Source organism: Kribbella sp. NPDC059898 (assembly GCF_042730855.1).
Lineage (GTDB): Bacteria > Actinomycetota > Actinomycetes > Propionibacteriales > Kribbellaceae > Kribbella.
In genome coordinates this window covers 155,079-178,751 of the sequence record NZ_JBHWKR010000003.1, presented here as the reverse complement: position 1 = coordinate 178,751, position 23,673 = coordinate 155,079, and the positions used below count along the sequence as shown (strand labels likewise).

The window sequence follows — 23,673 nt, the reverse complement described above, 5'->3', positions numbered from 1 at the left end:
ATTCTGATCACCTGATCAGTATTCTGACCATGACTTGAGGATTAATCGGTTAGGTGCCCTCCCCTGCACCTGGATAGCTTCCGATCCGTGGATACCGCCGAAGAACTCGTTGCCGCACTGCGCGCCGGTGAAGTCACCTCCGGAGAACTGACCGACCAGGCGATCGCCCGGATCGAGCGCGACGACCAGGCGATCAACGCGATCTGTGTGCCGGACTTCGACCGCGCACGGGAGGCCGCGCGCCGCGCCGACCAGGCGCTCGCCCGCGGCGAGGACCGGCCGCTGCTCGGTGTACCGGTGACGGTGAAGGAGTCGTACGACGTCGTCGGGCTGCCCACGACCTGGGGGGTGCCGCAGTACCGGGATTACCTGCCGGCCGAGGACGCCGTACAGGTGTCACGGCTGAAGGCTGCCGGCGCCGTGATCCTTGGCAAGACCAACGTCCCCTTGGGGTTGCAGGACATCCAGACGTTCAACGAGATCTACGGCACCACCAACAACCCGTGGGACCACAGCCGTACGTCGGGCGGGTCGTCCGGCGGATCGGCGGCCGCCCTGGCGTCGGGGTTCGGTGCGCTGTCGATCGGCTCCGACCTCGCCGGCTCGCTGCGTACGCCCGCGCACTTCTGCGGCGTGTACGCGCACAAGCCGACGCTCGGGCTCGCGGCCAACCGCGGCATGGCGCCGCCGCCCGGGCCGGCGTTGCCGATCGACTCCGACCTCGCGGTGGTCGGCCCGATGGCCCGGGCCGCCCGCGACCTGGCCCTCCTGCTCGACGTCATGGCAGGACCCGACCCGCTGAAGCTCGGCCTGACGCACCAGCTGCCACCCGCGCGCCACGACCGCGTCGAGGAGTTCCGCGTCCTGGTCGTCGAGGACCATCCGCTGATCCCTACCGGAGCCGCCGTACGGGCCGCCGTGAACCGGGTCGCGGACGCACTCGTCGCCGGCGGTGCCCGCGTCGAACGGCACAGTCCGCTGCTTCCGGATCTTGCCGAATCCGGCAAGCTCTACACGCAGTTGCTGATCTCGGGCGCGGTGGCGCGCTTCCCCACCGAATCGATCGAGCAGCTCCGAGCGGGACTGGACGCGGACGACCAGAGTCTCCATGCGACCCGCCTGCGGGCGATGGAGTTCAGCCACCGCGACTGGCTGCAGGCGAACGCCCGCCGCGAACTCCACCGCCACGGCTGGCGGCAGTTCTTCGCCGAGTTCGACGCGGTGGTGTGCCCGATCACGCTGACGCCGGCGTTCCCGCACGACCACACCCCCAACCCGCTGGAACGGCGTCTCGACATCGACGGCGTCGAGTACCCGTACTTTGACCAGCTCGTCTGGGCAGGCGTGGCCACCATGCCCGGCCTGCCCGCGACGGCCATCCCGGTCGGACGCTCTCCCGAGGGCCTGCCGGTCGGAGTCCAGCTCATCGGCCCGATGTACGAGGACCGCACCCCGCTCAGGCTGGCCGAACTGCTCAAGCTCTGATCACCAGCGCAAGATGTCGGCGGTCCGGACCGGCAGCCCGGTCTCGAACGACCGATTGGCTGCCAGTCCGGTCACCAGCGCCAGCGCCGCCTGCCGCGCGTCCGCGATCGACGCCCCGTCGGTCGGCTCGTCGTCCAGCAACGCGGCGAGCACCCGCGGATCCGCGCCGCCGTGCCCCTCGTGCTCGTGGTCGACGGTATGGTCGACCGGCGGCGCCCAGAACGGCCGCAAGGTGATGCCGGTAAATGTCGACTCTTCGACATACAGTTCCAGTCGCCCGGCCGATCCGTTGAACATCACCCGATAGCCCTCGTACGGCGCGTACGCCGTCAGGTGGTACGTCATCGTTGCGCCGGTGTCGTAGGTGACCAGCACAGCCATGTCGTCCTCGATCGACACCCCGGGCGCGAACACGTTCCGGTCCCGGTAGTACCCGTCCTCCGCCTCGGCGTCGAGGTACAGCTCGCGCATCGTCGCGTTCGCGGCCAGCTCCAGCGCGAACGGGTCGTCCGCTGCGGCCGCGGATCCGTGCGCACGCTGGTATTCCCGTGCGTACCCGTGCTCGCGGTCCGGTCCGTAGAACGCCAGCTGTCCGCGGGCGTAGACAAGGGCAGGTTCCGCGCCGAGCCACCAGTTCACCAGGTCGAAGTGATGACTGGCCTTGTGCACCATCAACCCGCCCGAGTTCGCCTTGTCCCGGTGCCAGCGCCGGAAGTAGTCCGCCCCGTGCGACACGTCGAGCATCCACTCGAAGTGCACCGAGTGCACCCGCCCGATCGCGCCGTCCGCCAGCAACTCACGGACCTTGCGATGCACCGGATTGAAGCGGTAGTTGTACGCCACCGACAGCGAGCCGCCCGTCTCCGCGACCGTGTCCAGGATGCTCTGTGCCTTCACGGCATCGGTCGTCATCGGCTTCTCGCAGATCACCCGCGCCCCGGCCCGCAAGCCTGCGTTGATGTAGTGATCGTGCGTGGCATCGACGCTCGTCACCACGACGAGCTCGATCCGCTCGACCTTCAGCATCTCCTCGAAGCGGGCCGGCGGCCATTGGTGCGCCGTACGACGGCCCGCGGCGAGCAGCATGCGGTTGTGGAACGCCATCCGGACCGAGTTCGGGTCGCACAGCGCGACCACGTCGTACGCGTCCCGTTTGGCGAGGCCCTCGGTGAACAGCTGGGCCCGGTGACCGGTGCCCACGATCGCAGTACGCATGAAGATCCCCCTATTGCTTGACCGCGCCGGCCAGGCCGTTGACGAAGAACCGCTGCAAGAGCACGAAGAGCAGGATGATCGGCGCGAGCGTGATCACGGTGCCCGCGCAGAGCAGCGTCCACTCGGTCGAGTTCTCGCCGATGAACGCGTACATCCCGATCGCCAGCGTGCGCAGCTCGGGCCGGCCGAGCGTGAACACCAGCGGGACGAAGAAGCTGTTCCAGGCGGTGATCGCGGTGAACAGGCCGACCGTCGCGAGCATCGGCCCGGACAGCGGCAGCATGATCCGGACGAACGTCTGGTGGAAGTTCGCGCCGTCCACCTGCGCCGCGTCCTCGAGTTCCTTGTCGACGGCCATGAAGTAGCCCATGAACAGGAACGTCCCGAAGACCACTCCCCCGGACGCCTGCACGATGATCACCGACCACAGGCTGTTCAGCAGGTGCAGCCGTTGCATCAGGTCGAACACCGGGATGATCGTGTACCCGTGCGGCAGGAACAGCGTGGCGGACACCAGCCCGAGGCAGAACCCACGCCCCGGGAACCGGGTGCGGGCAAGCACGTATCCCGCGCACGCGGTGACTACTAAAGTGATCACCACGGTCCCGAGAGTGATCAGTATTGTGTTCATGAAGTATCGGCTGAACGACGCCTCCTGCCAGGCGGTCAGGTAGTTCGACCACAGGAAGTGCGACGGCATCGGGTTCAGCCCGTCGGAGAAGAAGTCGTCGTCGCTCTTCAGCGAACTCCCGAGCGCCCAGAACAGCGGATACAGCCACGCCAGCCCGCTGACCAGCAGCGCCACGTGCGTCATCACGGTCACGCCCCGCCGCCTCATGCCGTACCTCGCCTTCTGGAGAGGGATCGCAGTACGACGACTTGGACCACCGAGAACACGATCAGCAGCAGGCCGTAGACGAACGACGCCGCCGACGCGAGACCGATATCCGGCTGTACGGCGTTCGCGTTGCTGCCGCCGAACGCCAGGTGGTAGATGTACGTGTTCACGACCTCCGTGGCGAAGAACGGCCCGCCGCTGGTGAGCACCTGCACCAGGTCGAAGATCTGGAACGTGCCGATCACCGCGAGGATCACGATCACCACGCCGACCGCGCGCAGCATCGGGATCGTGACGTACCGGAACATCGCGAACCGCCCGGCGCCGTCCAGCCGGGCCGCCTCGTACAACTCGTCCGGGATCGTCTGCAGGCCGGCCAGGAAGTACACGAGGTTGTAGCCGAACGTGTGCCAGATCCCCACCAGGATGATGATCGCGAGCGCGAAGTGCGGATCCCCCAGCCAGTCGATGTGCTGGTGGATCAGGTGCAGCTTCAGCAGCAGCGTGTTGATCGAGTCGCCGAAGTTCGACACCAGCAGCTGGATCACCACACCGATCACCGCCGCCGACGTCACCACCGGCAGGAAGAACAGCGTCCGGTAGAACGATGCCAACCGCAGCCGCTTGTTGTTCAGTACGAGCGCCAACGCCAGCGCCAGGACGAGCTGGATCGGTACGACGAACGCGGCGTACACGAAGGTGTGTCCGAGCGAACGCCAGAAGATGCTGTCGTGGAGGATCTGCCGGAAGTTGTCCAGGCCGACGAAGTTCGACGGGTCGCCGATGCCGTCCCACTTGTAGAAGGTGTACCCGAGCGACGCGACGATCGGGTACACGATGAAGACCAGCAGCAGCACCATCATCGGTGCCAGGTACACGTACGACCACAGGTAGGTGCGGCGCCGCATCAGGCGCCCGGCTTGGTGGTGTAAGGCTTGCTCAGATCCCAGTCCGGGAACGTGAAGTCCTTCGCGCTGACCCCGGGCGCCTTGGAGATCGCGTCGCCCAGCGCCTGGTTCATCTTGTCGGTCAGCTCGTTCAACGCGCCCTGCGGGTCCTTGAGCTGCCCGGTGTAGACACCCGCCAGTACGTCGTTGATGTCCGGCTTCACCGCGGGCAGCTGGACGGCGCTGACCTTCGGGTTCCGGATCGCCGGCTGCGGTCCCACCACGGCGGCACCGGACATGGCGACGTACTGCGCGAACGGTGCGAACTTCACCGCCTTCGGGTCGTTGTTCTTCGCGTACACGGACAGGCCCTGGCCCTGCTCGACCCAACGTTCGCCGGCGTCCACGCTGTACAGCCAGTCGAACCACGCCCACGCCTCGTCCGCGTGCGGCGTCTTCGCGTTCACCGCGACGAACTTGCCGCCGGGTGGGCCGTAGAACAACGCCTTCGGATCACCCGCGGACGGCGTCGGCAGTGTCACCAGGCTGTAATCCGTGAACTTGTGCTGCGTCCATTCCGGCTGGTTCCACACGCCGCCGACCGTCATGCCGAACCTGCCGCGCTCAAAGAACGCCCGCGCCTGTTCGTCCGAGATGCTCATCGAGTTCGGGTAGAACCAGTTCTTGTTCTTCCACTCCAGCAGCAGGTTGATGACGTCCAGGTAGTTCCGGTCGCTGCCGAAGGTCCACTTGCCGACCCGGTAGTCCATCCCGTCGATGCCGCCGACGGCTGCGCCGCCCGGTGAGCCGGCGCCGCGGACAAACAGATCCAGCCACCAGGCCAGGGTCGTGTTCGTCGAGTTGCCGAAGCCGAACGGCGCAACCTTGCCGCCGCTCTTCGACGCGATCGCGTCCGCCGCGGCGCTGACGTCGTCCCAGGTCTTCGGCAGCTTCACACTGCCGTCGGCGTTGGTCAGCCCGGCGTCCTTGAACACGCCATGGTGGATGTACAGCTGCAGCGACGGAGCAGGCGCCGCGAACGGCGCCGTGTAGACCTTGCCGCTGTAGACGTCGACGCCTTCGACGAAGCTGTTCTCCGGGAACCGGCCCTGCCAGGATGTTGTTGCCCACTTGTCCAGCGGCAGCAGCCAGTCCTGCGAGATCTGCTGGCTGAGCTGCGGGCTCTTCGGGATCATCAGGATGTCCGGGGCGTTGCTGCTGCGGTACGCCAGCGACACCAGGTCGGCGTACTTGTCGCTGACCTGCGTGGTCTTCTTGACCGCGATCCCAGGGTGTGCTTCCTGGAACAGCTTGATCTCGTTGTCGACCCAACCGGCCTGGCTGGCGTACCAGTCCCAGTAGGTGATGGTGGTTGCCGCCTTGGCGCCGTTGGCCCCGTTGACAGTGTTGCCGGACGAGCAGGCCGCAAGCGCGCCCGCACCGGCCAGCCCGAACGCCCCACCGAGCAGTGTGCGTCGTGAGATGCGTGATGACATGAGTGTTCCTCCAGTGACTTAGCTGCAGGCCGGCGTGGCCGACGACGCGGTCTGGGTCAGGGCGCCGAGCCGCCAGGTGAGCGGGCTGCCGTCCCACGTCACGGCGACGCGCCGCGGACGCTGGTACGGCAGGAACGAGACGGTCTGGCCGCGGTCCGACGGCCCCGGGCTGAACGCGTTGTCAGCACCGACCGGGACCGAGATGTAGTAGTTGTTCGCGTTGGAGTAGCCGAAGTACGCCGTGTAGGTGTTGTTGAAGGAGTTGTGTACGACGCACGCCGCGGTCGGCTGGACCGGGTTGAACGCGGTCTCCGCCGGCCCGGTCGACAACGGCGCCGACTTCGCCATCGGCGCGAACGACGCGTCGTCCACGAGCAGGTCGCCGGTGCCCGTCGACGTACTGATCCACCACTCGGCCTTGGTCAGCGTCCCGGTCCACGCGACCTGCACGTTGGACGCGGAGAGCTGCGTCCAACCTGTGTTGTCGACTGGCGCCGTTCCGAGCCTCAGTGTGGTCGAACCGGTCGACGTGGTCAGCTTCAGACTCACGAGCGCGGTGTCGGATCCACTCGCCGTCCTGACCCACGCGGACGAGTCGTAGAGCCTGCCGTTGACCACCGACACGCCCTGCGCCGGGCCTGTCCACGTCTCCGCCCGGCCCGTGACCGACAGATCGCCGATGCCTGCGTGCGGCGTCGTGGAAGCGTTCTTCAAGGTGCACGTCCCGAGGCAGTACCAGCCGGTCGTGTTCGACAGGTTCTCGAGCGACCCGTTCCCGAGGACCGACGGCGTCGGCAGGTACGGCGTGGTTGCCGGCGGCCCCTGTGCTGGTGGCGGCGTACCGTCGGTCGGCGTGATCGCCAGGTCGTCCAGCGTGCACTGCGTCGACACCGGGTTCGGGTTCTCCCACGCGAACGCCTGCATCCACGTCGTACCAGGTGGTGGAGTGAAGGCGGCCAGCTTCTGCGTGTACGCGCGTTCGTCGGCGTACGACAGCACGTACTGGAAGGTCGGCGTACCGGCTGTCGCTCCACCGCGGACGCCGACGTAGCACTGGGTGCCGCCGCCGTTGAGTCTTCCCCAGCCGGACAGCAGGTAGCTGGTGCCGGGCGTGAGGCCGGTGAGGTTCTGGGTGACGCCGGAGCCTGGGCTCAGCGCGAGCGCCGTGCGGCCGCTGTGTGCGTTGGCGGCCGTGGCCGGGCCGGTGCCCAGCGGGGTCCAGCCGCGGGTGCCGCTCTCGAAGTCGCCGTCGCCGATCGGGTTCGGCTGCGTCGTGCGGACGGTGGTCGAGATCCCGTCCGCGATCACCTGGACGGACGCGCCGGCCGTCGTCGGCATCGCGACCTTCACCTGCTTTGAGATCCCGTTGACGGTGACGGTCACCAGGTAGTCGCCGAGGAAGCCGCGGGTCCCGAACGTGCCGGCCGCGGTCGTCGGCCCGCTGACGCTCGTGTGCCACTGGTGGTTGATCAGATTGTCGACAATCTGCGCATTCGGCTTCGCCGACCAGTCGTCGTTGAACAGCGCCACCCGCGGGTTGTAGATGTTCTTGGTCCAGATGCCGAAGTTGCTGATCTGGTCGACGTTCGGGTTCGAGAACATCGCGGTCATGAAGTCGCGGGTGTAGTCCGCCTGCAGCTGCTGATCGTCGGTGTCGACGTCGAACTCGGTCACCGCCACCTTCACGCCGAGCCCGGCGAAACTGTCGACGATCGACATCAGGTCGTCCGGCGACGTCAGCTGGACACCGTTGAAGTGGCTCTCGAACCCCACCACGTCGATCGGCGCGCCGGCCGCCTTCAGCGACTGCACCATCGCGTAGACCTTGTCGCGATGCCGGTTCTCCCAGCCGTTGTTCTCGACCAGGCCGTAGTCGTTCAGCGCGAGTTGCGCGTTCGGGTCGGCCTGGTGCGCGAGCCGGAACCAGGACGCCAGCTCGTCCGGGCCCAGGACGTCCTGCAGGTTGTGCTCGGAGTACGGCTCGTTGACGACGTCCCACTCGTCGACGATCCCGGCCAGCGTGGACGCTTCGTCGACAATGTGATTGTCGACCCTCGTCCGCAGCGCGGCCGGATCGTTCTGCAGCGCGGTCACGTCCGGCGGCAGGTATCCCCACGACGGCCACACCAGGTTGTGCCCGCGGATCCGTTCCCCGTGCTCGCGCAGCCACTGCAGCGCGGGCATCGTGATCGTGTCCCGCTCCACCGGGTTCTCCCAGTGGTTCCACTTCAGATTGTTGCCCAGGGCCCCTTGGTTGAAGAGCGTCGCGTACTTCGTCTGGTACTGCGTGAGGTCGTTCCCGCTGATCCCGCCGGACGGATCGCCGATCAGATGCGCGCCGTCCGACGCGGCGCCGAACTTGAACGCGCTCGTCTGCTGCACCGCGGACACGGTCGCTCCGGTGACGGGATTGCCCGCCGGGTCGACGACCGAGACGTTCAGGCTTCCCTTGCGGTACTGGTCGATCCGCGCGTTCGCCGCCGTCCGCCAGGCCGCGTTCGGGTCGCGGCCGTCGTACGTGACCTGCGGGTAGCCGACCGGCGTACCCGGGCCCCAGTCCTGCACGGAGACGCCGGCGATCTGGAACGTCTGCACGCCGTACCCGAGCCAGAGGTTCAGGTGCGCGCCGGTCGAGGTCCCGGCCGTGTACGTCGTGGCCGCGCGGAACGGGAACTGGAACTTCTGCCACTCGCTCCCGTAGCGCAAGGCGGCGTTGAGCGACTTCTTGTACGGCGACCCGTCGGTCTCGAACACGAGATGCGCGTTGCCGGTGCCGGCGGAGATCGCGCGCGCCCAGACGGTGGCGACCATCGCGTCGCCTTCGGTGACGGTCGCCGCCGCCGGTACGCCGAGCGTGATCTCGTACTCGCCGTCGAGGCCCTGGCTCTGCGGGGCGTTCGGGACGGCGATCTGCAGCGCTTTGTCGAAGTTCGGATTGTTGACAATCGACACCTGCTGAGTCGCGTCGGACGGCAGGCTCTTGAACTCGGTGAAGTTGGCGACGGCATCGGGCGGGAGCACCTCGGCCGGGGTGACGTCGGCACGCGCGGTGGGCTGCACCGCGATCGCTGCCAGGAGGGCCACGGTCACCCCGGTGGCCAGTTTTCTGATCACTGGAGGGATTCCTTCCAGAGGGCGCACGGCAGCGCGGACCCGCCGGCGCGGACGCCGGGGTCCTGAGTGGGGTACTGCGGTGCGTGGGCGGTCGGGCGGGACCTCGATCCCTGCGGGGATCAGGCCTTGGAAGTCGTCTGCGCCTTGCTGCTGGAGGTACCTCCGCGCGGGGACCGGGTCACGGGCGCCGGCCCGCAACTCGCCCGGACGATCAGGCTGGTCGGCATCACCAGCCGCGGCAGCTCCGCGGCCGGTGCTTCGTGAGCCGGCACCTCACCGGGTGTGACGTCGGGCATGGCATCGGGCATGGCGTCAGGGTCGGCCGGGCCGATCGCGGCGAGCAGCATCTCGGCCGCGCGCTTGCCCATGTCGACGAACGGTTGCTGGATGGTGGTCAGCGGCGGACGGATCTGGGCCGCCGACTCGATGTCGTCGAAGCCGATCACGGACACGTCCTCCGGCACCCGCAGCCCGGCCTCGGCGGCCGCGGTCATCACCGCGTACGCCGTCACGTCCGAGTGCGCGAACACCGCCGTCGGCCGCTGACCGGCCGGCAGCGCGAACAGCTCCCGCGACCGCGCGCGGATCTGCTCGGGCAGGAAGTCCCCGGGCTTCGTGAGCTCGGGATCAGGCTGCAGGCCGGCCGACCGGAGCGCGTCCAGGTAAGCGCGGTAGCGGTCCTGGCAGCAGCGGTAGGTCATCCGGCCCTGCACACAGGCGATGCGCTCGTGCCCCAGTTGGAGCAGGTGGTCCATCGCGGTCAGTGCGCCGTCGTAGTTGTCCGCGGTCACCGACGGCAGCGCGACGTCGGCGTCGATCGTGTTCACCAGCACGACCGGCAGCCCTTCGGAGTGCAGCTGGACGAGCGGCTCCAGCGGTTGCTCGTGACTGACCACGAGCAGACCGGACACCATGCTCGACGTGAGGATCCGGTCGATCAGCGACCCGTAGTCGCGGTCGTTGGTCGCCGTGTAGAGGATGATGTCGAACCCGCTGCGCTCGGTCACCGCGGCCACCCCGATGTTGATCGAGGCAACCATGTGCCAGGACAGCCCCGGCACGACCATGCCGATCAGCCGGGTACTCCCCTTCGCCAGCGCGGTCGCCGCGAAGCTCGGGACGTACCGGTTCCGGCGCATCACCGCGAGCACGTGCCGCCGGGTCGCCGGGTCGACCTTGGGGCTGTTGTTCAGCACCAGCGAGACGGTCGACTTGGACACACCGGACAGCGCGGCGATGTCGCGAATCGTCAGCTTCGCCATCCGGAGGTCCTTCTCTCTCGATCCGTTGGACTGGTCCAACGGGGTGTGCACCGGAACGTAACAGCGGCCCGGTACGGCGTCAACACCTGGCGCGCAAACGGTTTCCCAGCAGGCCATTGCGCGGTACGGCGATCCCGTGCCACGATCGGCTCACCGTGTTGGACCGGTCCTACGCAGACCGGGATCACGCCCATCCTGGTGACCGCCGCCTCAGGAAGGCCGCCCATGCCGCCTTATGCCCTCGACGACTTCGCCTTCGACCTCCGCCGCGCCGCGCCACCCGACCAGATCTGGGTGCACAGCGGCAGCACCACCGTCACTCCGCTCCCGAACACCGTCTGCGGGGTCGGCGGCTGGTTCGCTCCCCCGCTGGCAGCCCCCGACAGCCACCTGACCTTCACCTTCGAGGTCGACGGCCACCCCATTCTCGACGCCGCCCGCCCCGGCGCCGGCAACCGAGGCCTTCTACCCGCCGGCGGCACGTGGTACCCCGACCGAGTCGTCCGCCGAGGCAGCTACCACCACTACAGCGACGGCCATTTGACCTCGTTCACCGTCCGATCCACCCTCACCCCCAACCACCCCACCCCCGGCTACACCCTCACCCTCGACTTCACCAACCGCAGCCCCAACGCCCACACCCTCACCATCCACCCGACCCCATCCCCGACAGCGCCACACCACGTCCCCCTCAACACCTGGGGCTGGGTCCCCCCAACCCCAACCCCAACCACCACAGCCAAGGCCAGCACCCTGCCCTTCCAACACAGCAGTTCGAGGGAAACGCTGCAGCCACACGGTCAAGCAACATTCGTGCTCACCGTGGGGCATTCGGGGTCGCGCCGTGCAGACGACGTACTGGAAAGGCTTCCAGTACTGACCTCCGACATACCCGGCCTCGCGCAGTACTACAGAAGATCGCTCGCCAGCGGACTCGTGTGCATCTGGGACAACCCCGGCTTCGTCACCCAACCGTTCATCGCAACCTCCGGCCTCGACGGAGGTGCCTTGTGTGCGTACGCCTGGGACACCGGCGGCTACGCGCCGAACCTGCTCAGCCTCATGCTCGGCGACAGCATCGTCGACATCATCGAGTCGTTCCTCGACGCCGATCTGACCGACAGCTACGCGATCGCCCCCGACGGCACCGGCCTAGGAGTCGCCTACGCGTACAGCGGCTGGTCCCTGGTGGCCCTCGCCCGCGCCGCCTCCGCGCACCAGCAACTCGACCCGACCCTCGTCCGCCGCCTGTACGACGCGATAGCCGCCCAAGACAAGCACTTCCAGCCAGTCGGCGCACTCCGCGACTACGGCGACCAGAGCAACCTCCTGGAAATGCGCAGCTCCGGCTGGGAGCACGTCGTCGCAAGCCCGAACGCAGAGCGAGCTTGGACGCTCGACACCCTCGCCGAACTCTCCGACCTCACCGGCGCCGCCCTCCCATCCACCCTGAGGGCAGACGCACAAGAGATCCGCGACGAGGTCATCACCCAACTCTGGGACCCAGAAGCCGGCTGGTTCCGCAGCCGCTATCCGGACGGCCACACCGAGCTCACGTACTCCATCCAAGCCTTCGACGCCCTCAACGCGTGCCCGCCCGACGTAGCAGCCGCCCTGCTCACCCACCTGAGACCAGGAGCGTTCTTAGGCGAGTACGGCGTAAGCAGCGTCAGCGCCGAGGACCACCTGCACTACGAGACCGCCGACATCGACTGGTCCGGCGCCGGCGCGTACACCGGCGAGGCACCCCAACTCGCCCTCACCCTGTGGCAACGCGGCGAGCACGACCGGGCCTGGGACGTACTCCGGCGTCTGTTCTGGATGGGCGAGCACTACCCGTACTTCCCCCAGGACCACTACTGCGACAAACCCGCCGCCCCCGCCTCCGGCCGCCGCATCAACATCATCGCCGGCCTCACCGGATCCGAAGCAATCCTGCACGGCCTGCTGGGCATCCGCCCGCAGCCCGACGGCTCCCTCATCATCCAACCAAGCTCCATCTCAGCAGGCACCGTCGAGCTGACGAACTACACCCACCGCGGCCACCAGGTCGAGATCACGCTCACGACAGAACGGACGACGATCACCGTCAACGGCCACGAAGTCCCGCCCGGCACCGTCGTACCAGGTCGCCCCAGTACGTGATGAATCAACTGGCCAGGATCAGGTCGAAGGCGTCGGTGACGGTGTCGACGTGGTGGTCCGGGAGTGGGGTGTCGACCGCGTTGTAGTGGCCGACACGGATCGTTCGGAGGCCTGCTGCGATTCCGCCGGCCACGTCGTACGCCGGATGGTCGCCGACCATCCACCCGCCGTCCAGTGATGCCCCGGTACGTTGCGCAGCGAGTTCGAAGATACGCCGGTCGGGCTTGCGTACGCCGACCGTCCCGGACACGCACGCGTAGTCCACCGCGGCGCCGAGCCGCGTGTATTCGAGCTTCAGGTCCTGCTGCACCGTCTCGCCGTTCGTCACCACCGCAACCCGCCACCCGGCCGAACGCAGCGCGGCGATCCCGTCCAGCACCTCGGGCTCCACCCACGTGAACAGTGGATGCTCCTCGTTGTACGACGCGACCAACTCGTCCACCGGCGCCGCAATCCCGAACCGCTCCCGCGCCAGCCCGAAGAGCTCCGCCCGCCCCCGGAACCCACCGTTGTCATGAGCAACCAACCACTCAACCGCCTCGCCCGGCAGCCCACCCCGCTCCACCCACCACCGAGCCCACTGGAGAAACGCCCCGTCCCGATCGATCAACGTGTTGTCCAGATCGAAACAAGCCAGCCGGGAACCCATGCCCCTACCCTCACACAGGCCGGTTGTCGTACGCGGCGCGGGCGGCGTCGATGTGGGACAGGTGCGTGAGGCTCCACTCGAGCAGCGGTGCGGTGGCCTCACGCAGGGTCCGGCCCATGGTGGTCAGCTCGTAACTGACATGCGGCGGCATGACGTTGCGGACCGTGCGCGTGAGGATGCCGTCGCGTTCGAGATCGCGCAGCGTCACGGTCAGCATGCGTTGGCTGATGCCGTCGATCGCCCGCTTGAGCTCGGTGAAGCGGCGTGGCCCGTCCTTGAGGTTGCGCACGATCAGCAGCGCCCACTTGTCGCCGACGATCCCCAGGACTTCGCGGGCCTGGCAGGGGTCCTGCATGGTTACCTCCTGAGAACCGGGGCACCAAAATGTGCCGTATTGCCCGGTGTGCGTCGTCTGAACAAGGATGGCTTCGGTTACCAAAGGGTACCGAGGCACGAGGAGGAAGTGCACGACGATGACCACATTTCTGCTGGTACACGGCGCCTGGCACAACGGGCAGAGCTGGAACCGGGTGGCCCCGCTGCTGGAGTCGGCCGGGCACCGGGTGCTCGCGCCGTCGCTGACCGGGTACGGCGACAAGTCACACCTGCTCAGCCCCGAGGTCGGGCTCGGAACCCACCTCGACGACGTCGCCGGCCTGATCGAGGGCGAGCGTCTGGACGACGTCGTCCTCGTCGGGCACAGCTATGCCGGGATGGTGATCTCGGGGGTTGCGGACCGGGTCCCGGAGCGGATCGCGCAGCTGGTGTTCCTCGACGCGATGGTCCCCGAAGACGGCGAATCCGCGGTCGATGTCCTGCCGGTCACCAAGCAGCTCATCGACGTCGCCGTGGACGGCTGGCGGGTTCCGCCGATGCCGGAGCAGCCGCCGCCGCTCGGCTTGTTCGGGGTGACCGATCCCGACGACGTCGCGTGGTTGCGCTCGACGCTGTCGGACCACCCGGTGCGGTGCCTTCAGGAGCCTGTGTCGTTGGGCAACCCGGCCGCGCGCACGATCCCGCGTACACACATCCACTGCGTCGAGGCCAGGCCCGCGGGCATCACCCGGCGTCCCGTCCCGGCAGGCGAGCGGGTGCGGGAGCTGCCGACCGGCCACGACTGCATGATCACCATGCCCGCCGAGCTCACCGGGCTGCTGCTCGAGGCGGCCGGGTCGACCCCGTCCTCCGGTCAGACGTCGATGCGGTTCTCGTCCAGCTCGTAGGCGCCCTGGACCAGGAACTCCTTGCGGGGCGCCACGTCGTTGCCCATCAGGAGATCGAAGACCTGGGAGGCGGCCTCCACGTCGTCCACGGTGATGCGGCGGAGGGTGCGGTGGCGGGGATCCATGGTGGTCTCCGCCAGCTGGTCCGCGTCCATCTCACCGAGACCCTTGTAGCGCTGCGGGGGCTCCTTCCAGCGGACGCCCTTCTTCATCAGCTCGGCGGACTTTCGCTGGTACTCCGCGTCGCTGTAGGTGTACAGGTACTTGTCCTGCCCCTTCTTCGGGTTCGTCAGCTCGAAGCGGTGCAGTGGCGGTACGGCGGTGTAGACGCGGCCGGCCTCCACCATCGGGCGCATGTAGCGGAAGAACAGCGTCGCGAGCAGCGTGCGGATGTGGGCGCCGTCGGAGTCGGCGTCGGCCATGAAGATGATCTTGCCGTACCGCGCCTGCTCGAGGTCGAAGGTCCGCCCGGAGCCGGCGCCGACGACCTGGATGATCGACGCGCACTCGACGTTCTTCAGCATGTCGCCGACGGACGCCTTCTGCACGTTCAGGATCTTGCCGCGGATCGGCAGCAGCGCCTGGAACTCCGAGCTGCGCGCGAGCTTCGCCGTACCGAGCGCCGAATCACCCTCGACGATGAACAGCTCGGACCGGTCGACGTCGTTGCTGCGGCAGTCCGCGAGCTTGGCCGGCAGCGCCGACGACTCCAGCGCGGTCTTGCGTCGCTGCAGCTCACGGTGCTGGCGGGCGGCGACCCTGGTCCGGGACGCGGCGACGACCTTCTCCAGCACGGCCCGCGCCTGTGCCTTGAACTCGCGCTTGGTCGAGGTCAGGAACGACTCGAGCTCGGTCTGCACGACCTTCGCGACGATCCGCGACGCGGCCGGCGTACCGAGCACCTCCTTGGTCTGCCCGTCGAACTGCGGCTCGGCCAGCCGCACCGTGACGACCGAGGTCAGGCCCTCGAGCACGTCGTCCTTGATGATCTCCTCGCCGCTCTTCAACAGCCGGGTGCCGTCGAGCGCGTTCGTGAAGCTCTTCGACAGCGCGCGCTCGAACCCGGCGACGTGTGTGCCGCCCTTCGGCGTCGCGACGATGTTCACGAACGACCGCAGCTCGGTCTCGTAGCCGTCGCCCCAGCGCACCGCGATGTCGACCTCGAGGTCCCGCTCGACGTCGGTCGGGGTCATGTGGCCGGCCTCGTCCAGCATCGGCACGGTCTCGGTGAAGTGGCCGGTCCCGGCCAGCCGGATCACCTCGGTGACCTTCTGGTCGGTGGCCAGGAACTCGCAGAACTCGCTGATCCCGCCGTCGTGCTTGAAGGTCTCCTCGGTGACGTCGGCGCCGCGCTCGTCGCGGATCACCAGCTCGAGCCCGGGCACCAGGAACGACGTCTGCCGCGCCCGGGTGACCAGCTCGTCGTAGTTGAAGGTCGCGTCCTTGGTGAAGATCTGCCGGTCCGCCCAGTACCGGATCCGCGTACCGGTCACGCCCTTCCGAGCCCGCCCCGCCTTGCGCAGGCCCTTCGACGGCGTGAACCCGGCCGCGGCGCCCTCGCCGTCGAACTCGCCGGCTACACCACGCCGGAACGACGTCGTCCAGACCGTGCCGCCGCGGTCCACCTCGACGTCCAGCCGCGCGGAGAGCGCGTTCACCACCGACGCGCCGACGCCGTGCAGGCCGCCGGAGGCGTTGTACGACCCGCCGCCGAACTTGCCGCCGGCATGCAGCTTGGTGAACACGACCTCGACGCCGGTCATCTTGGTCTTCGGCTCGATGTCGACCGGGATGCCCCTGGCCCGGTCGATCACCTCGACCGAACCGTCCTGGTACAGCACGACGTCGATCCGCTCGCCGTGCCCGGCCAGGGCCTCGTCGACGGCGTTGTCGATGATCTCCCACAGGCAGTGCATCAGGCCGCGGCTGTCAGTCGACCCGATGTACATCCCGGGCCGCTTCCGGACCGCCTCGAGTCCTTCGAGGACGAGCAGGTTGCGGGCGTTGTACGTCGGGTCGATCTCGGTACTGCGAGGCGTCGGGGCGGCCACAGGGCTCCTTCACTGGTTCACGCACTTACAGGAGACAGACTATGCGGCGGCACCCCCAAAACCGTGCAGGCAGGACATGCCACCGGGTAGCGGAGATAGATGTCGCGGCAGATATCGATCCGGCCTCGATTCGACGTGGCGTACGACACTCCGATTCCGAGCAGACGGTGACGGTTCCATGGCGCACAGTGAGAGAAGAAGCACCCCGCCTCCGTAACTCACCAGAATTCCGCCGTACCACGAAACGATTCCTTGTCAGCAAACGTCATAGGGGAACAGGTGGTTCGTCTCACATACGGACACGTTGTCCCCACCGGGAAGCGATCCGCATGTCAGGATGTTGCTATCTGGTGAGTACGGAACTAGATGAGATGAGGCCTCAATGACTACAGCACTCGCCCCGAGTTCGGCCCTGTCGGCCGCGGATCGTTGTGACCGCTGCGGTGCGCAGGCCTACGTCCGAGTCACCCTGACCAGCGGTGGGGAACTGCTCTTCTGCGCCCACCACGGCCGGGAGCACTCGGAGAAACTGCGCGACATCGCGATCACGATCCACGACGAGACCGGTCGGCTCGAAGCAACTCCGACGATCACGGTGGACGACGAGCGGTAACCACGAAGCAGTTTCCAAACGCGCCAACGACGGCGCCAAAGTCATGAAGGCTTCGATGGCGGTCCACCCGCGAGGGTGATCGCCATCCTTTCTGTTCACACCACCGGTACGCCGGGTCCCGGGCCGTGCCGGCGCAACTCGTGCCACGCCCGCGCCAGCCGGGCGACGGCGTCGTCGAGAACTTGCTCCGAGTAGGCGAACGGCACCCGTAGGTAGTCGTTGTGCTCGCCGGTCGGATCCATCGCCTGCCCGGCCACCACCTCGACACCGTGCCGCAACGCCACCTGCGCGAACACGCGGGCATCCGTGTCCGGCAACCGGATCCACAACGCGGAACCACCGACCGGTACAGACCACTCCCACTCGGGCAGTCGTTCGGTGAGCAACTCCCCCATCAGCTTCTTCCGTACCGTGGCCACCCGCGCCCGCGCAGCCGTCAGCTCACCGAGCCGTGGCAGCAACCGCGCCGTCAGCGCCTGGTCGATCACCGGGCTGCCGAGATCGGCCAGCGCCTTGTGCCGCGCCAGCCGCTCGGCCAGCGGACGCGACGCCCGGATCCAGCCGATCCGCAGACCGCCCCACACGGCCTTCGACACCGACCCGATCGTGAGCACCTCCGCGTTCTCCGGCGCGTACGCCGCCAGCGGTGGCGGGATCTCCGGACCGGACGGGTCCCACGCCGAGTACGCGTTGTCCTCGACCACGACGACCCCGTGCCGCGCGGCCAGCTCCGCCACCTGCCGCCGGCGCGCCGCGGACATCAACCGCCCGGTCGGGTTGTGGAACGTCGGCATCACGAACAGCATCGCCGGCTGGTGCTCCGCGAACGCCGCGTCGAGCAGCTCCGGCCGGATCCCCGCGTCGTCCAGCGGTACGCCGACCACCCGCCCGCCGGCCGCGCCGAACAGGTCGAAGCACCCCGGCCAGCTCGGCTGCTCGATCACGACCGCCGCGCCGTTGCGCAGGTACATCTGCGTGACCAGCGCGATCGCCTGGTGCGCGCCCGTCGTCACGACGATCTCGTCCGCGGACGTCGGCAGGCCCGACCCGGTGAAGTGCTCGGCGATCCGCTCCCGCAGTACCGGCAGGCCGCGCGGGTGGTACCCGACGTGGCCGAGCAGCTCCGGCAGATCGGCCGACGCCAGGTCGACCAGCTCCGCGGACAGCTCGGGCAGCCCGGGGTCCACGGCGTACGTCAGCGAGATCACCTCGCCGGGGCCGACCGTGATGCGGTGGAACAGCGACTCGCCGTACCCGGACGGCATCCGCTTGTCCGCTCGTGAACGACCGCGGCCGGCCGCTCGGGCGACCGTCGTACCGCTGCCGCGGCGGCTCTCCACCAGGCCGCGGGCACGGAGTTCGTCGTACGCCGCGACGACCGTCGAGCGGCTGATCGCGAGCGCCTCGGCGAGCCGGCGTTCGGCGGGGAGGCGGGCACCGACCGGGAGCTCCGCGGAGCCGATCAGCGCGGCGAGCTCGTCGGCGAGTCGCCGGTACAGGCCGCCGGTGCGGCCGGTCAGCCGGTGGCCGATCAGGTCGGCCAGCGCGCCCGCATCTCCAGAACGGTCCACTTCTCCTCTTATTGGCTCGGGTGGACTGCTTCCTGCGCCGCCAGGCTAGTACGTGGAAGCAGTCCAACAGGAGGTCAAGTGGGGATCGGACAGGTCGCTGGTTTCGCCGGCGCGACGGTCGTACTGGTGGGGATGCCGGGACCGAACAACATGTACATCTCGCTCCGCAGTCTCACGCAGGGCCGCCGCGCGGGCATCGTGTCGGCACTGGCGGTCGAGACCGGGACGCTCGTCTACATCGTCGTCACCGCGCTCGGGCTGGCGACGTTGGTGCAGGCCTCTCCCACCTTGTTCACGGTCATCACGGTCGCCGGCGCGTGCTACCTGGCGTACCTCGGGATCCGGCTGCTGCTGGCGCCTGCCGCCGAGCACACGGCCGGCATCCAGGCGGCACCGCTCGGGCGGATCTTCCGCGACGGCGTCGTCGTCAACCTGCTGAACCCGAAGGCCGCGCTGTTCTTCCTCGCGTTCCTCCCCCAGTTCACCACCCGCGGCGCCGGCCCCGACCAGCTCCGCACCGAGATGTTGCTGCTCGGCGCCGGCACGCTGCTGATCGGCATCACCCTGGACCTCTGCTACGCCCTCGGCGCCGACGCCATCGGCCGCCGTTTTCGCTCCGCCCGTACCTCGACCCGCTGGCGCAACCGCCTCGTCGCCGGCGTCTACCTCGCGCTCGCCGTGGCCGCCGTACTCACGGTCTGACCCGAGCTGACCAGCGGATCGCCGGTCAGCCCTTCAGTCAGGTACGCCTCGTACAGCCGGACCTTGAAGCTGATCAGCTCCAGGCAGTCGATCAGCGCCGCGATCTGCGCGCGCACGTCCTTCTGGTGGTCGCGCAGCAGGCTCAGGCGCTCGGGGAGATTCCCGTCGCCCTGGCGGACCAGGTCGGCGTACTGGCGGATCACGGTCAGCGGCATGCCTGACTCGCGGAGCTTGCTGCAAACTTCGAGCCACTCTAGGTTTGACTCGTCGTACAGCCGGTGCCCGCCGGCGCCTCGGCGTACTGCGGAGGTCAGCAGGCCTTCGCGCTCGTAGAAGCGCAAAGTGTGCACGCTAAGGCCTGTCAGCTGGGCGACCTGTCCGATGCTCATGGTGTCCGCCATGACGCCAGGGTAGAGAGCTTGACCTTGAGCACGCTAGAAGTCGTAGCGTCGAGCGGTGTGAGGATCTCTGTGACGGGAGCGAGCGGGCAGGCGGGACGTGCGGTGGTCCGGGAGTTGCGGGAGCACGGGTACGACGTGGTGACGACCGACGTGGTGGTCCGTGATCGCGAGGACGGCACGGTGCAGGCCGATCTCACCGACTACGGGCAGGCGCTCGAGGCGTTGCAGGATCCGGACGCGGTCGTGCACCTCGCGAACATCCCGGCGCCCGGGCTCGCGCCGCCGGCGACCACGTTCACGGCGAACGTCACGATGAACTTCACCGTGTTCCATGCCGCGGCGCGACTCGGCGTACAGCGGGTGGTGTGGGCGTCGAGCGAGACGACGCTCGGGCTGCCGTTCGACGAGCCGCCGCGGTACGTCCCGGTCGACGAGGCGCACTACCCGTTGCCTACCACGACGTACGCGCTGTCCAAGGTGGTCAGCGAGACCGTCGCGCAATGGTCGGGGGTTCCGACTGTCGCGCTGCGGCTCTCGAACATCATGGCACCCACCGACTACCAGCGATTCCCGTCGGTGTGGGCTGACCCGTGGCTGCGCAAGGACAACCTCTGGGCGTACGTCGACGAGCGCGACGTCGCCACCGCCTGCCGACTCGCGCTGACCGCATCCGACGACGCTGTCGCCGGCCACCCGAGCTTGATCATCGCGGCCGCCGACACCGTCATGAACCGCCCGACCGCCGACCTCCTCGCGGAAGTGTTCCCGGATGTCCCGCTGACACGCAGCATCCCCGAGTACGGCACGCTGCTCGCCATCGACCGCGCGCGGGACGTCCTCGGCTACCAGCCGCGGCACTCCTGGCGCGACGCCTAGCTCGCGATCACCTCGGCGTTGTCGCCGTCGAGGCGTACGGTCAGTATGTCGTCGCCGACGCGCAAACCCTTGAGTTCAAGGCGTTCCCACGGCGCGATGGCCGCCGGGTTTATGACGAGGGTGCCGCCCGGTATGTCGGGTTCGATGCCGAGTGCTGCGACCAGGACGGCGACCGCGGACGCGGCGGCCCAGGCCTGCGGGCGGCACGAGAGCGGGTACGGCGTCGGCGTACTCTCCTCGTCGGTTCCGCGGCCGCCGTACAGCTCCGGCAAGCGGTAGTCGAAGGCCTCCGCGGCGCGGAGCAGGCCGTCGGCGTACGACGACGCGACCTCGGGGAAGCCGGCCGCGAAAAGGCCCTGGATCGTCATCGCGGTGTCGTGCGGCCAGACGCTGCCGGTGTGGTAGCCGAGCGGGTTGAAGCGGGTCATTGCCGTGGACAACGTTCGGAGGCCGAAGCCGCTGTTCAGCTCGGCACCGGCGAGTTCGGCGGCGACGATCCGCTCCTCGTCCGCGGCGAGCAGGCCGGTGCCGAGCAGGTGGCCCATGTTCGACGCGCGGCCGGCGACCGGGTTCTTCGCGCCGTCGAGCGCGATCGCCGGGTAGCCGTCGACCCAGAACGCGGCCCGGAACCGCTCCTGCAACGCGGCCGCCCAGCTGCGCCACTCGTCGCCGGACTCGCCGAACGCCTCCAGCAGCTCCGCGCCGCGGACCGCCGCCGCGTACGCGTACCCCTGCACCTCGCACAGCGCGATCGGCGCCGTCGCGAGGGTCCCGTCAGGCCACTGCACGGCGTCGGCGGAGTCCTTCCAGCCCTGGTTCGCGAGGCCGTGGCCGGACTCGTCGACGTACTCGAGGAAGCCGTCGCCGTCGGGGTCGGCGTACTCCTTCATCCAGGTCAGCGCGCGCTGCAGGTTCGGCAGCAGGTCGCGAACCTCGGCGGCCGGCATGCCCCAGCGCCAGGCCTTGTGGAGCGTGGTGATCCACAGCTGGGTCGCGTCGTGCGTGCCGTAGTACACCGGCGGGAGGACCAGGCCGCCGCCGTGGTCGGCCACCTCGGCGCGGAGCTCGTGCGGGATCTTGCCCGGCTGCTCGGCGGTGTCGGCGTCGACCTTCGTGCCTTGCCGGGCGGCCAGCGCGCGCAGGGTTCCGGCGGCGAGGGCCGGGTCGACGGGGATCAGCATGCCGGCCGAGATCAGCGAGTCGCGGCCGAACAGGGTCAGGTACCAGGGCGGGCCGGCGCCGAGGTAGCGGTCGTCGCCGTCGGCGAGCTGCAGTGCGGTCACATCCTGGAGGGAACGGTCCAGCCAGCGCTCGACCCGTTTGTCGTCGCACAGCAGCGTGACGTCGTACGGCGTACGCTCGGCCGGCGGCTCGATCGAGAAGCCGGTCGTCGACGGCGGGAAGTCCGCGGCGACGTGCAGGGTCAGCGTGAACTCCTCCCCCGGCTCGACGTGCGGCGTGGCCGAGACGCCGGGGTCGGCGGTGACGACGACGCGGGTGTCGTCGTTCTCCCAGCGGATCCGGCCCGGACCGTCGGGGAGCGGCGCGAGCTCGGGCAGGTTCGCCGCGGCGCCGCTGCGGACCGCGGCGGTGCCGGCCAGGTCGGTGCCGAGGGCAACATCCAGGCGGCAGTCGATCGCCGCACGGGACCGGTTCACGAGCGTGATCCGTTCGGTCAGGCCGGCGGATTCGACCGTGCGGGTGCGGTACAGCATGACGGTCGGGTCGTGCCGGGTGTCGCCGAGTCCTTCGAGCATCGCGACGTACTGGTGCGTCGCGGCGTCCCGCTCGTCGACGTGCACCGGGATCGGCTCCCGGCCGTCGACCGTGACGCTCAACCGGGACAGGATCCGGCGGTCCCGGGCGTACACCCCCTCCGCACCGGAGCCGGTGAGCTGACCCGATCGCGGCGACAACACCACCCACGGAGCAGCCAGAGCGGTGACGAGTTCGTGGAGCTGGGAGGACATGTCCCCACCTTAAAAGGTCCAGAAGTGCGAGAGAGTTGGGGTATGCAGACTGCCGTGACGGTCCTCGCCGGGATCGCGATCTTCGTCGGGATCGCGGGCATCGTCCTGCCGGTCCTGCCCGGCGCCCTGCTCAGCCTGGCGGCGATCCTGGTCTGGGCGATCGTCGAGCGGAGCGCCACCGGGTGGGTGGTGTTCGCGATCTGCGTGGTCCTGATCGGTGCCAGCCAGGTGGTGAAGTACGTCGTACCGGAGCGCCGGCTCCGGGAGGCCGGCGTACCGCGGCGGTCGATGATCTTCGGCGTACTGCTCGGCATCGTCGGGTTCTTCGTGATCCCGCTGGTCGGGATGTTCATCGGGTTCCCGCTCGGCGTGTACCTGTCCGAGGCGCAACGGCTGCGCGCGCACGGCGCGGCGTGGACCTCCACCAAACACGCCCTCCGCGAGACCGGCGTGTCGATCCTCATCGAACTGCTCGGCACGTCACTAGCCGCCGCCGTCTGGCTGGTCGCGGTGCTCTTCGTCGTGTGACGCGGTCCGGTTCTTAGCCGATTGCCAGCTCGTTCTTAGTTGGCGGCGGCATGCTGGGGGGATGAAGCTCTCACAGAAGCGGTGGCGGCTGATCGGCACGGCTGCCGCGGTTGTCGTGACCACCGCCGCCGGCGGGGTCGCCTGGGCGGCGAACAACGCGGACCCGACACCGTCCGCCTCACCGTCTGTCTCTCCCTCGCAGCCGAACCAGAACCAGAAGCCGGGCGGCGGTCCGGGGCGCGGCGGGTTCCGCGGTGAGTTCGGGCTCGGCGGGGCGTTGCACGGCGAGTTCGTCGTACAGAAGGACGGCGGTAGCTACGAGACCGTCGCCGTACAGCGCGGTCAGGTGACGGCCGTCAGCAACGACTCGCTCACGGTCAAGAGCGCCGACGGATACAGCCGGACGTATACGCTCACCTCCAACACCATGGTGAACGCGGCCCGCAACGGCATCGGCGACGTGAAGACCGGCAACACGGTGAACGTGCAGGCCGTCGTCACGAACGGCAACGCCACCGCGGTCCGGGTCAACGACGGTACGGTCCGCCAGGCCGCCGGACAGAGCTGGGGCTTCAAGCACGGCCCACGCTGATCGAGCTGACAGTTGCCGTCCCGGCGACTCACAGGCGATTGCCAGGAATCTTCCA

The 23,673-nt window shown here is 68.6% G+C and carries 20 protein-coding genes; 8 read left to right on the top strand and 12 right to left on the bottom strand.

Features of this window, described 5'->3' with window-relative positions; translation table 11 throughout:
• Positions 1 to 87 precede the first annotated feature (87 nt).
• The gene (locus ACFV9C_RS10975) at positions 88 to 1,485 is read left to right on the top strand and encodes an amidase (protein WP_380192607.1); all 1,398 of its coding nucleotides are present in this window, start codon (positions 88 to 90) and stop codon (positions 1,483 to 1,485) included.
• Here ACFV9C_RS10975 and ACFV9C_RS10970 read toward each other — a convergent pair whose 3' ends face one another.
• The 6 genes from ACFV9C_RS10970 to ACFV9C_RS10945 form a co-directional block, all read right to left on the bottom strand.
• Positions 1,486 to 2,700, bottom strand: a complete 1,215-nt coding sequence (locus ACFV9C_RS10970; RefSeq protein ID WP_380192605.1) for a Gfo/Idh/MocA family protein — start codon at positions 2,698 to 2,700, stop codon at positions 1,486 to 1,488.
• A 10-nt stretch (positions 2,701 to 2,710) separates the two neighbouring features.
• Positions 2,711 to 3,538 (bottom strand): carbohydrate ABC transporter permease, encoded by an 828-nt coding sequence (locus tag ACFV9C_RS10965; protein WP_380192603.1) that lies wholly within the window; start codon positions 3,536 to 3,538, stop codon positions 2,711 to 2,713.
• Entirely contained in the window at positions 3,535 to 4,446 is a 912-nt protein-coding gene (locus ACFV9C_RS10960; RefSeq protein ID WP_380192601.1) for a carbohydrate ABC transporter permease, read from the bottom strand. Before ACFV9C_RS10960 ends, ACFV9C_RS10965 begins: the two co-directional genes overlap by 4 nt.
• Positions 4,446 to 5,921, bottom strand: coding sequence for an extracellular solute-binding protein (locus ACFV9C_RS10955; protein WP_380192599.1), 1,476 nt, complete (start codon positions 5,919 to 5,921; stop codon positions 4,446 to 4,448). The genes ACFV9C_RS10960 and ACFV9C_RS10955 overlap by 1 nt, the downstream gene beginning before the upstream one ends.
• Before the next feature lie 18 nt (positions 5,922 to 5,939).
• Positions 5,940 to 9,035, bottom strand: coding sequence for an endo-1,4-beta-xylanase (locus ACFV9C_RS10950; protein WP_380192597.1), 3,096 nt, complete (start codon positions 9,033 to 9,035; stop codon positions 5,940 to 5,942).
• Positions 9,036 to 9,154: 119 nt separating this feature from the next.
• The gene (locus ACFV9C_RS10945) at positions 9,155 to 10,297 is read right to left on the bottom strand and encodes a LacI family DNA-binding transcriptional regulator (RefSeq protein ID WP_380192595.1); all 1,143 of its coding nucleotides are present in this window, start codon (positions 10,295 to 10,297) and stop codon (positions 9,155 to 9,157) included.
• Positions 10,298 to 10,522: 225 nt separating this feature from the next.
• Here ACFV9C_RS10945 and ACFV9C_RS10940 point away from each other — a divergent pair, with 225 nt between their 5' ends.
• A complete protein-coding gene (locus ACFV9C_RS10940) occupies positions 10,523 to 12,442 on the top strand; it encodes a hypothetical protein (protein WP_380192593.1) in 1,920 nt (639 codons plus the stop codon).
• Positions 12,443 to 12,446: 4 nt separating this feature from the next.
• Here the strand turns inward: ACFV9C_RS10940 and ACFV9C_RS10935 are convergent, their stop codons facing one another.
• Together ACFV9C_RS10935 and ACFV9C_RS10930 are read right to left on the bottom strand one after the other, a co-directional pair.
• On the bottom strand, positions 12,447 to 13,091 hold the full coding sequence (locus tag ACFV9C_RS10935) for an HAD family hydrolase (protein ID WP_380192592.1): 645 nt from the start codon (positions 13,089 to 13,091) through the stop codon (positions 12,447 to 12,449).
• Positions 13,092 to 13,101: 10 nt separating this feature from the next.
• Entirely contained in the window at positions 13,102 to 13,572 is a 471-nt protein-coding gene (locus tag ACFV9C_RS10930) for a winged helix-turn-helix transcriptional regulator (RefSeq protein WP_380192590.1), read from the bottom strand.
• On the opposite strand from ACFV9C_RS10930, the gene ACFV9C_RS10925 reads away from it, so the two are divergent.
• Entirely contained in the window at positions 13,565 to 14,314 is a 750-nt protein-coding gene (locus ACFV9C_RS10925) for an alpha/beta fold hydrolase (protein ID WP_380192588.1), read from the top strand. The two genes, ACFV9C_RS10930 and ACFV9C_RS10925, sit on opposite strands and share 8 nt — an antisense overlap.
• Here ACFV9C_RS10925 and ACFV9C_RS10920 read toward each other — a convergent pair.
• Positions 14,281 to 16,365: a type IIA DNA topoisomerase subunit B gene (locus ACFV9C_RS10920; protein WP_380192586.1), complete on the bottom strand. Its 2,085-nt coding sequence runs from the start codon at positions 16,363 to 16,365 to the stop codon at positions 14,281 to 14,283. The genes ACFV9C_RS10925 and ACFV9C_RS10920 overlap by 34 nt on opposite strands.
• Before the next feature lie 382 nt (positions 16,366 to 16,747).
• Here ACFV9C_RS10920 and ACFV9C_RS10915 point away from each other — a divergent pair, with 382 nt between their 5' ends.
• A complete protein-coding gene (locus ACFV9C_RS10915) occupies positions 16,748 to 16,978 on the top strand; it encodes a hypothetical protein (protein WP_141860924.1) in 231 nt (76 codons plus the stop codon).
• Between the two features lie 95 nt (positions 16,979 to 17,073).
• Here the strand turns inward: ACFV9C_RS10915 and ACFV9C_RS10910 are convergent, their stop codons facing one another.
• The gene (locus ACFV9C_RS10910) at positions 17,074 to 18,549 is read right to left on the bottom strand and encodes a PLP-dependent aminotransferase family protein (protein ID WP_380192584.1); all 1,476 of its coding nucleotides are present in this window, start codon (positions 18,547 to 18,549) and stop codon (positions 17,074 to 17,076) included.
• 78 nt (positions 18,550 to 18,627) lie between these two features.
• Here ACFV9C_RS10910 and ACFV9C_RS10905 point away from each other — a divergent pair, with 78 nt between their 5' ends.
• Positions 18,628 to 19,251, top strand: coding sequence for a LysE family translocator (locus ACFV9C_RS10905; protein ID WP_380192582.1), 624 nt, complete (start codon positions 18,628 to 18,630; stop codon positions 19,249 to 19,251).
• Here ACFV9C_RS10905 and ACFV9C_RS10900 read toward each other — a convergent pair.
• The gene (locus ACFV9C_RS10900; protein WP_380192580.1) at positions 19,212 to 19,652 is read right to left on the bottom strand and encodes a MerR family transcriptional regulator; all 441 of its coding nucleotides are present in this window, start codon (positions 19,650 to 19,652) and stop codon (positions 19,212 to 19,214) included. The genes ACFV9C_RS10905 and ACFV9C_RS10900 overlap by 40 nt on opposite strands.
• A 57-nt stretch (positions 19,653 to 19,709) precedes the next feature.
• Here ACFV9C_RS10900 and ACFV9C_RS10895 point away from each other — a divergent pair, with 57 nt between their 5' ends.
• A complete protein-coding gene (locus ACFV9C_RS10895; protein WP_380192579.1) occupies positions 19,710 to 20,528 on the top strand; it encodes an NAD-dependent epimerase/dehydratase family protein in 819 nt (272 codons plus the stop codon).
• Here the strand turns inward: ACFV9C_RS10895 and ACFV9C_RS10890 are convergent.
• Positions 20,525 to 22,498: a glycogen debranching N-terminal domain-containing protein gene (locus tag ACFV9C_RS10890; protein WP_380192577.1), complete on the bottom strand. Its 1,974-nt coding sequence runs from the start codon at positions 22,496 to 22,498 to the stop codon at positions 20,525 to 20,527. The genes ACFV9C_RS10895 and ACFV9C_RS10890 overlap by 4 nt on opposite strands.
• A gap of 42 nt (positions 22,499 to 22,540) precedes the next feature.
• Here ACFV9C_RS10890 and ACFV9C_RS10885 point away from each other — a divergent pair, with 42 nt between their 5' ends.
• Entirely contained in the window at positions 22,541 to 23,026 is a 486-nt protein-coding gene (locus ACFV9C_RS10885) for a DUF456 domain-containing protein (protein ID WP_380192575.1), read from the top strand.
• A 61-nt stretch (positions 23,027 to 23,087) separates the two neighbouring features.
• Positions 23,088 to 23,618 carry a hypothetical protein gene (locus tag ACFV9C_RS10880; RefSeq protein ID WP_380192573.1) on the top strand — a complete coding sequence of 177 codons (531 nt, stop codon included), beginning with the start codon at positions 23,088 to 23,090 and terminating at the stop codon, positions 23,616 to 23,618.
• Positions 23,619 to 23,673: the final 55 nt, after the last annotated feature.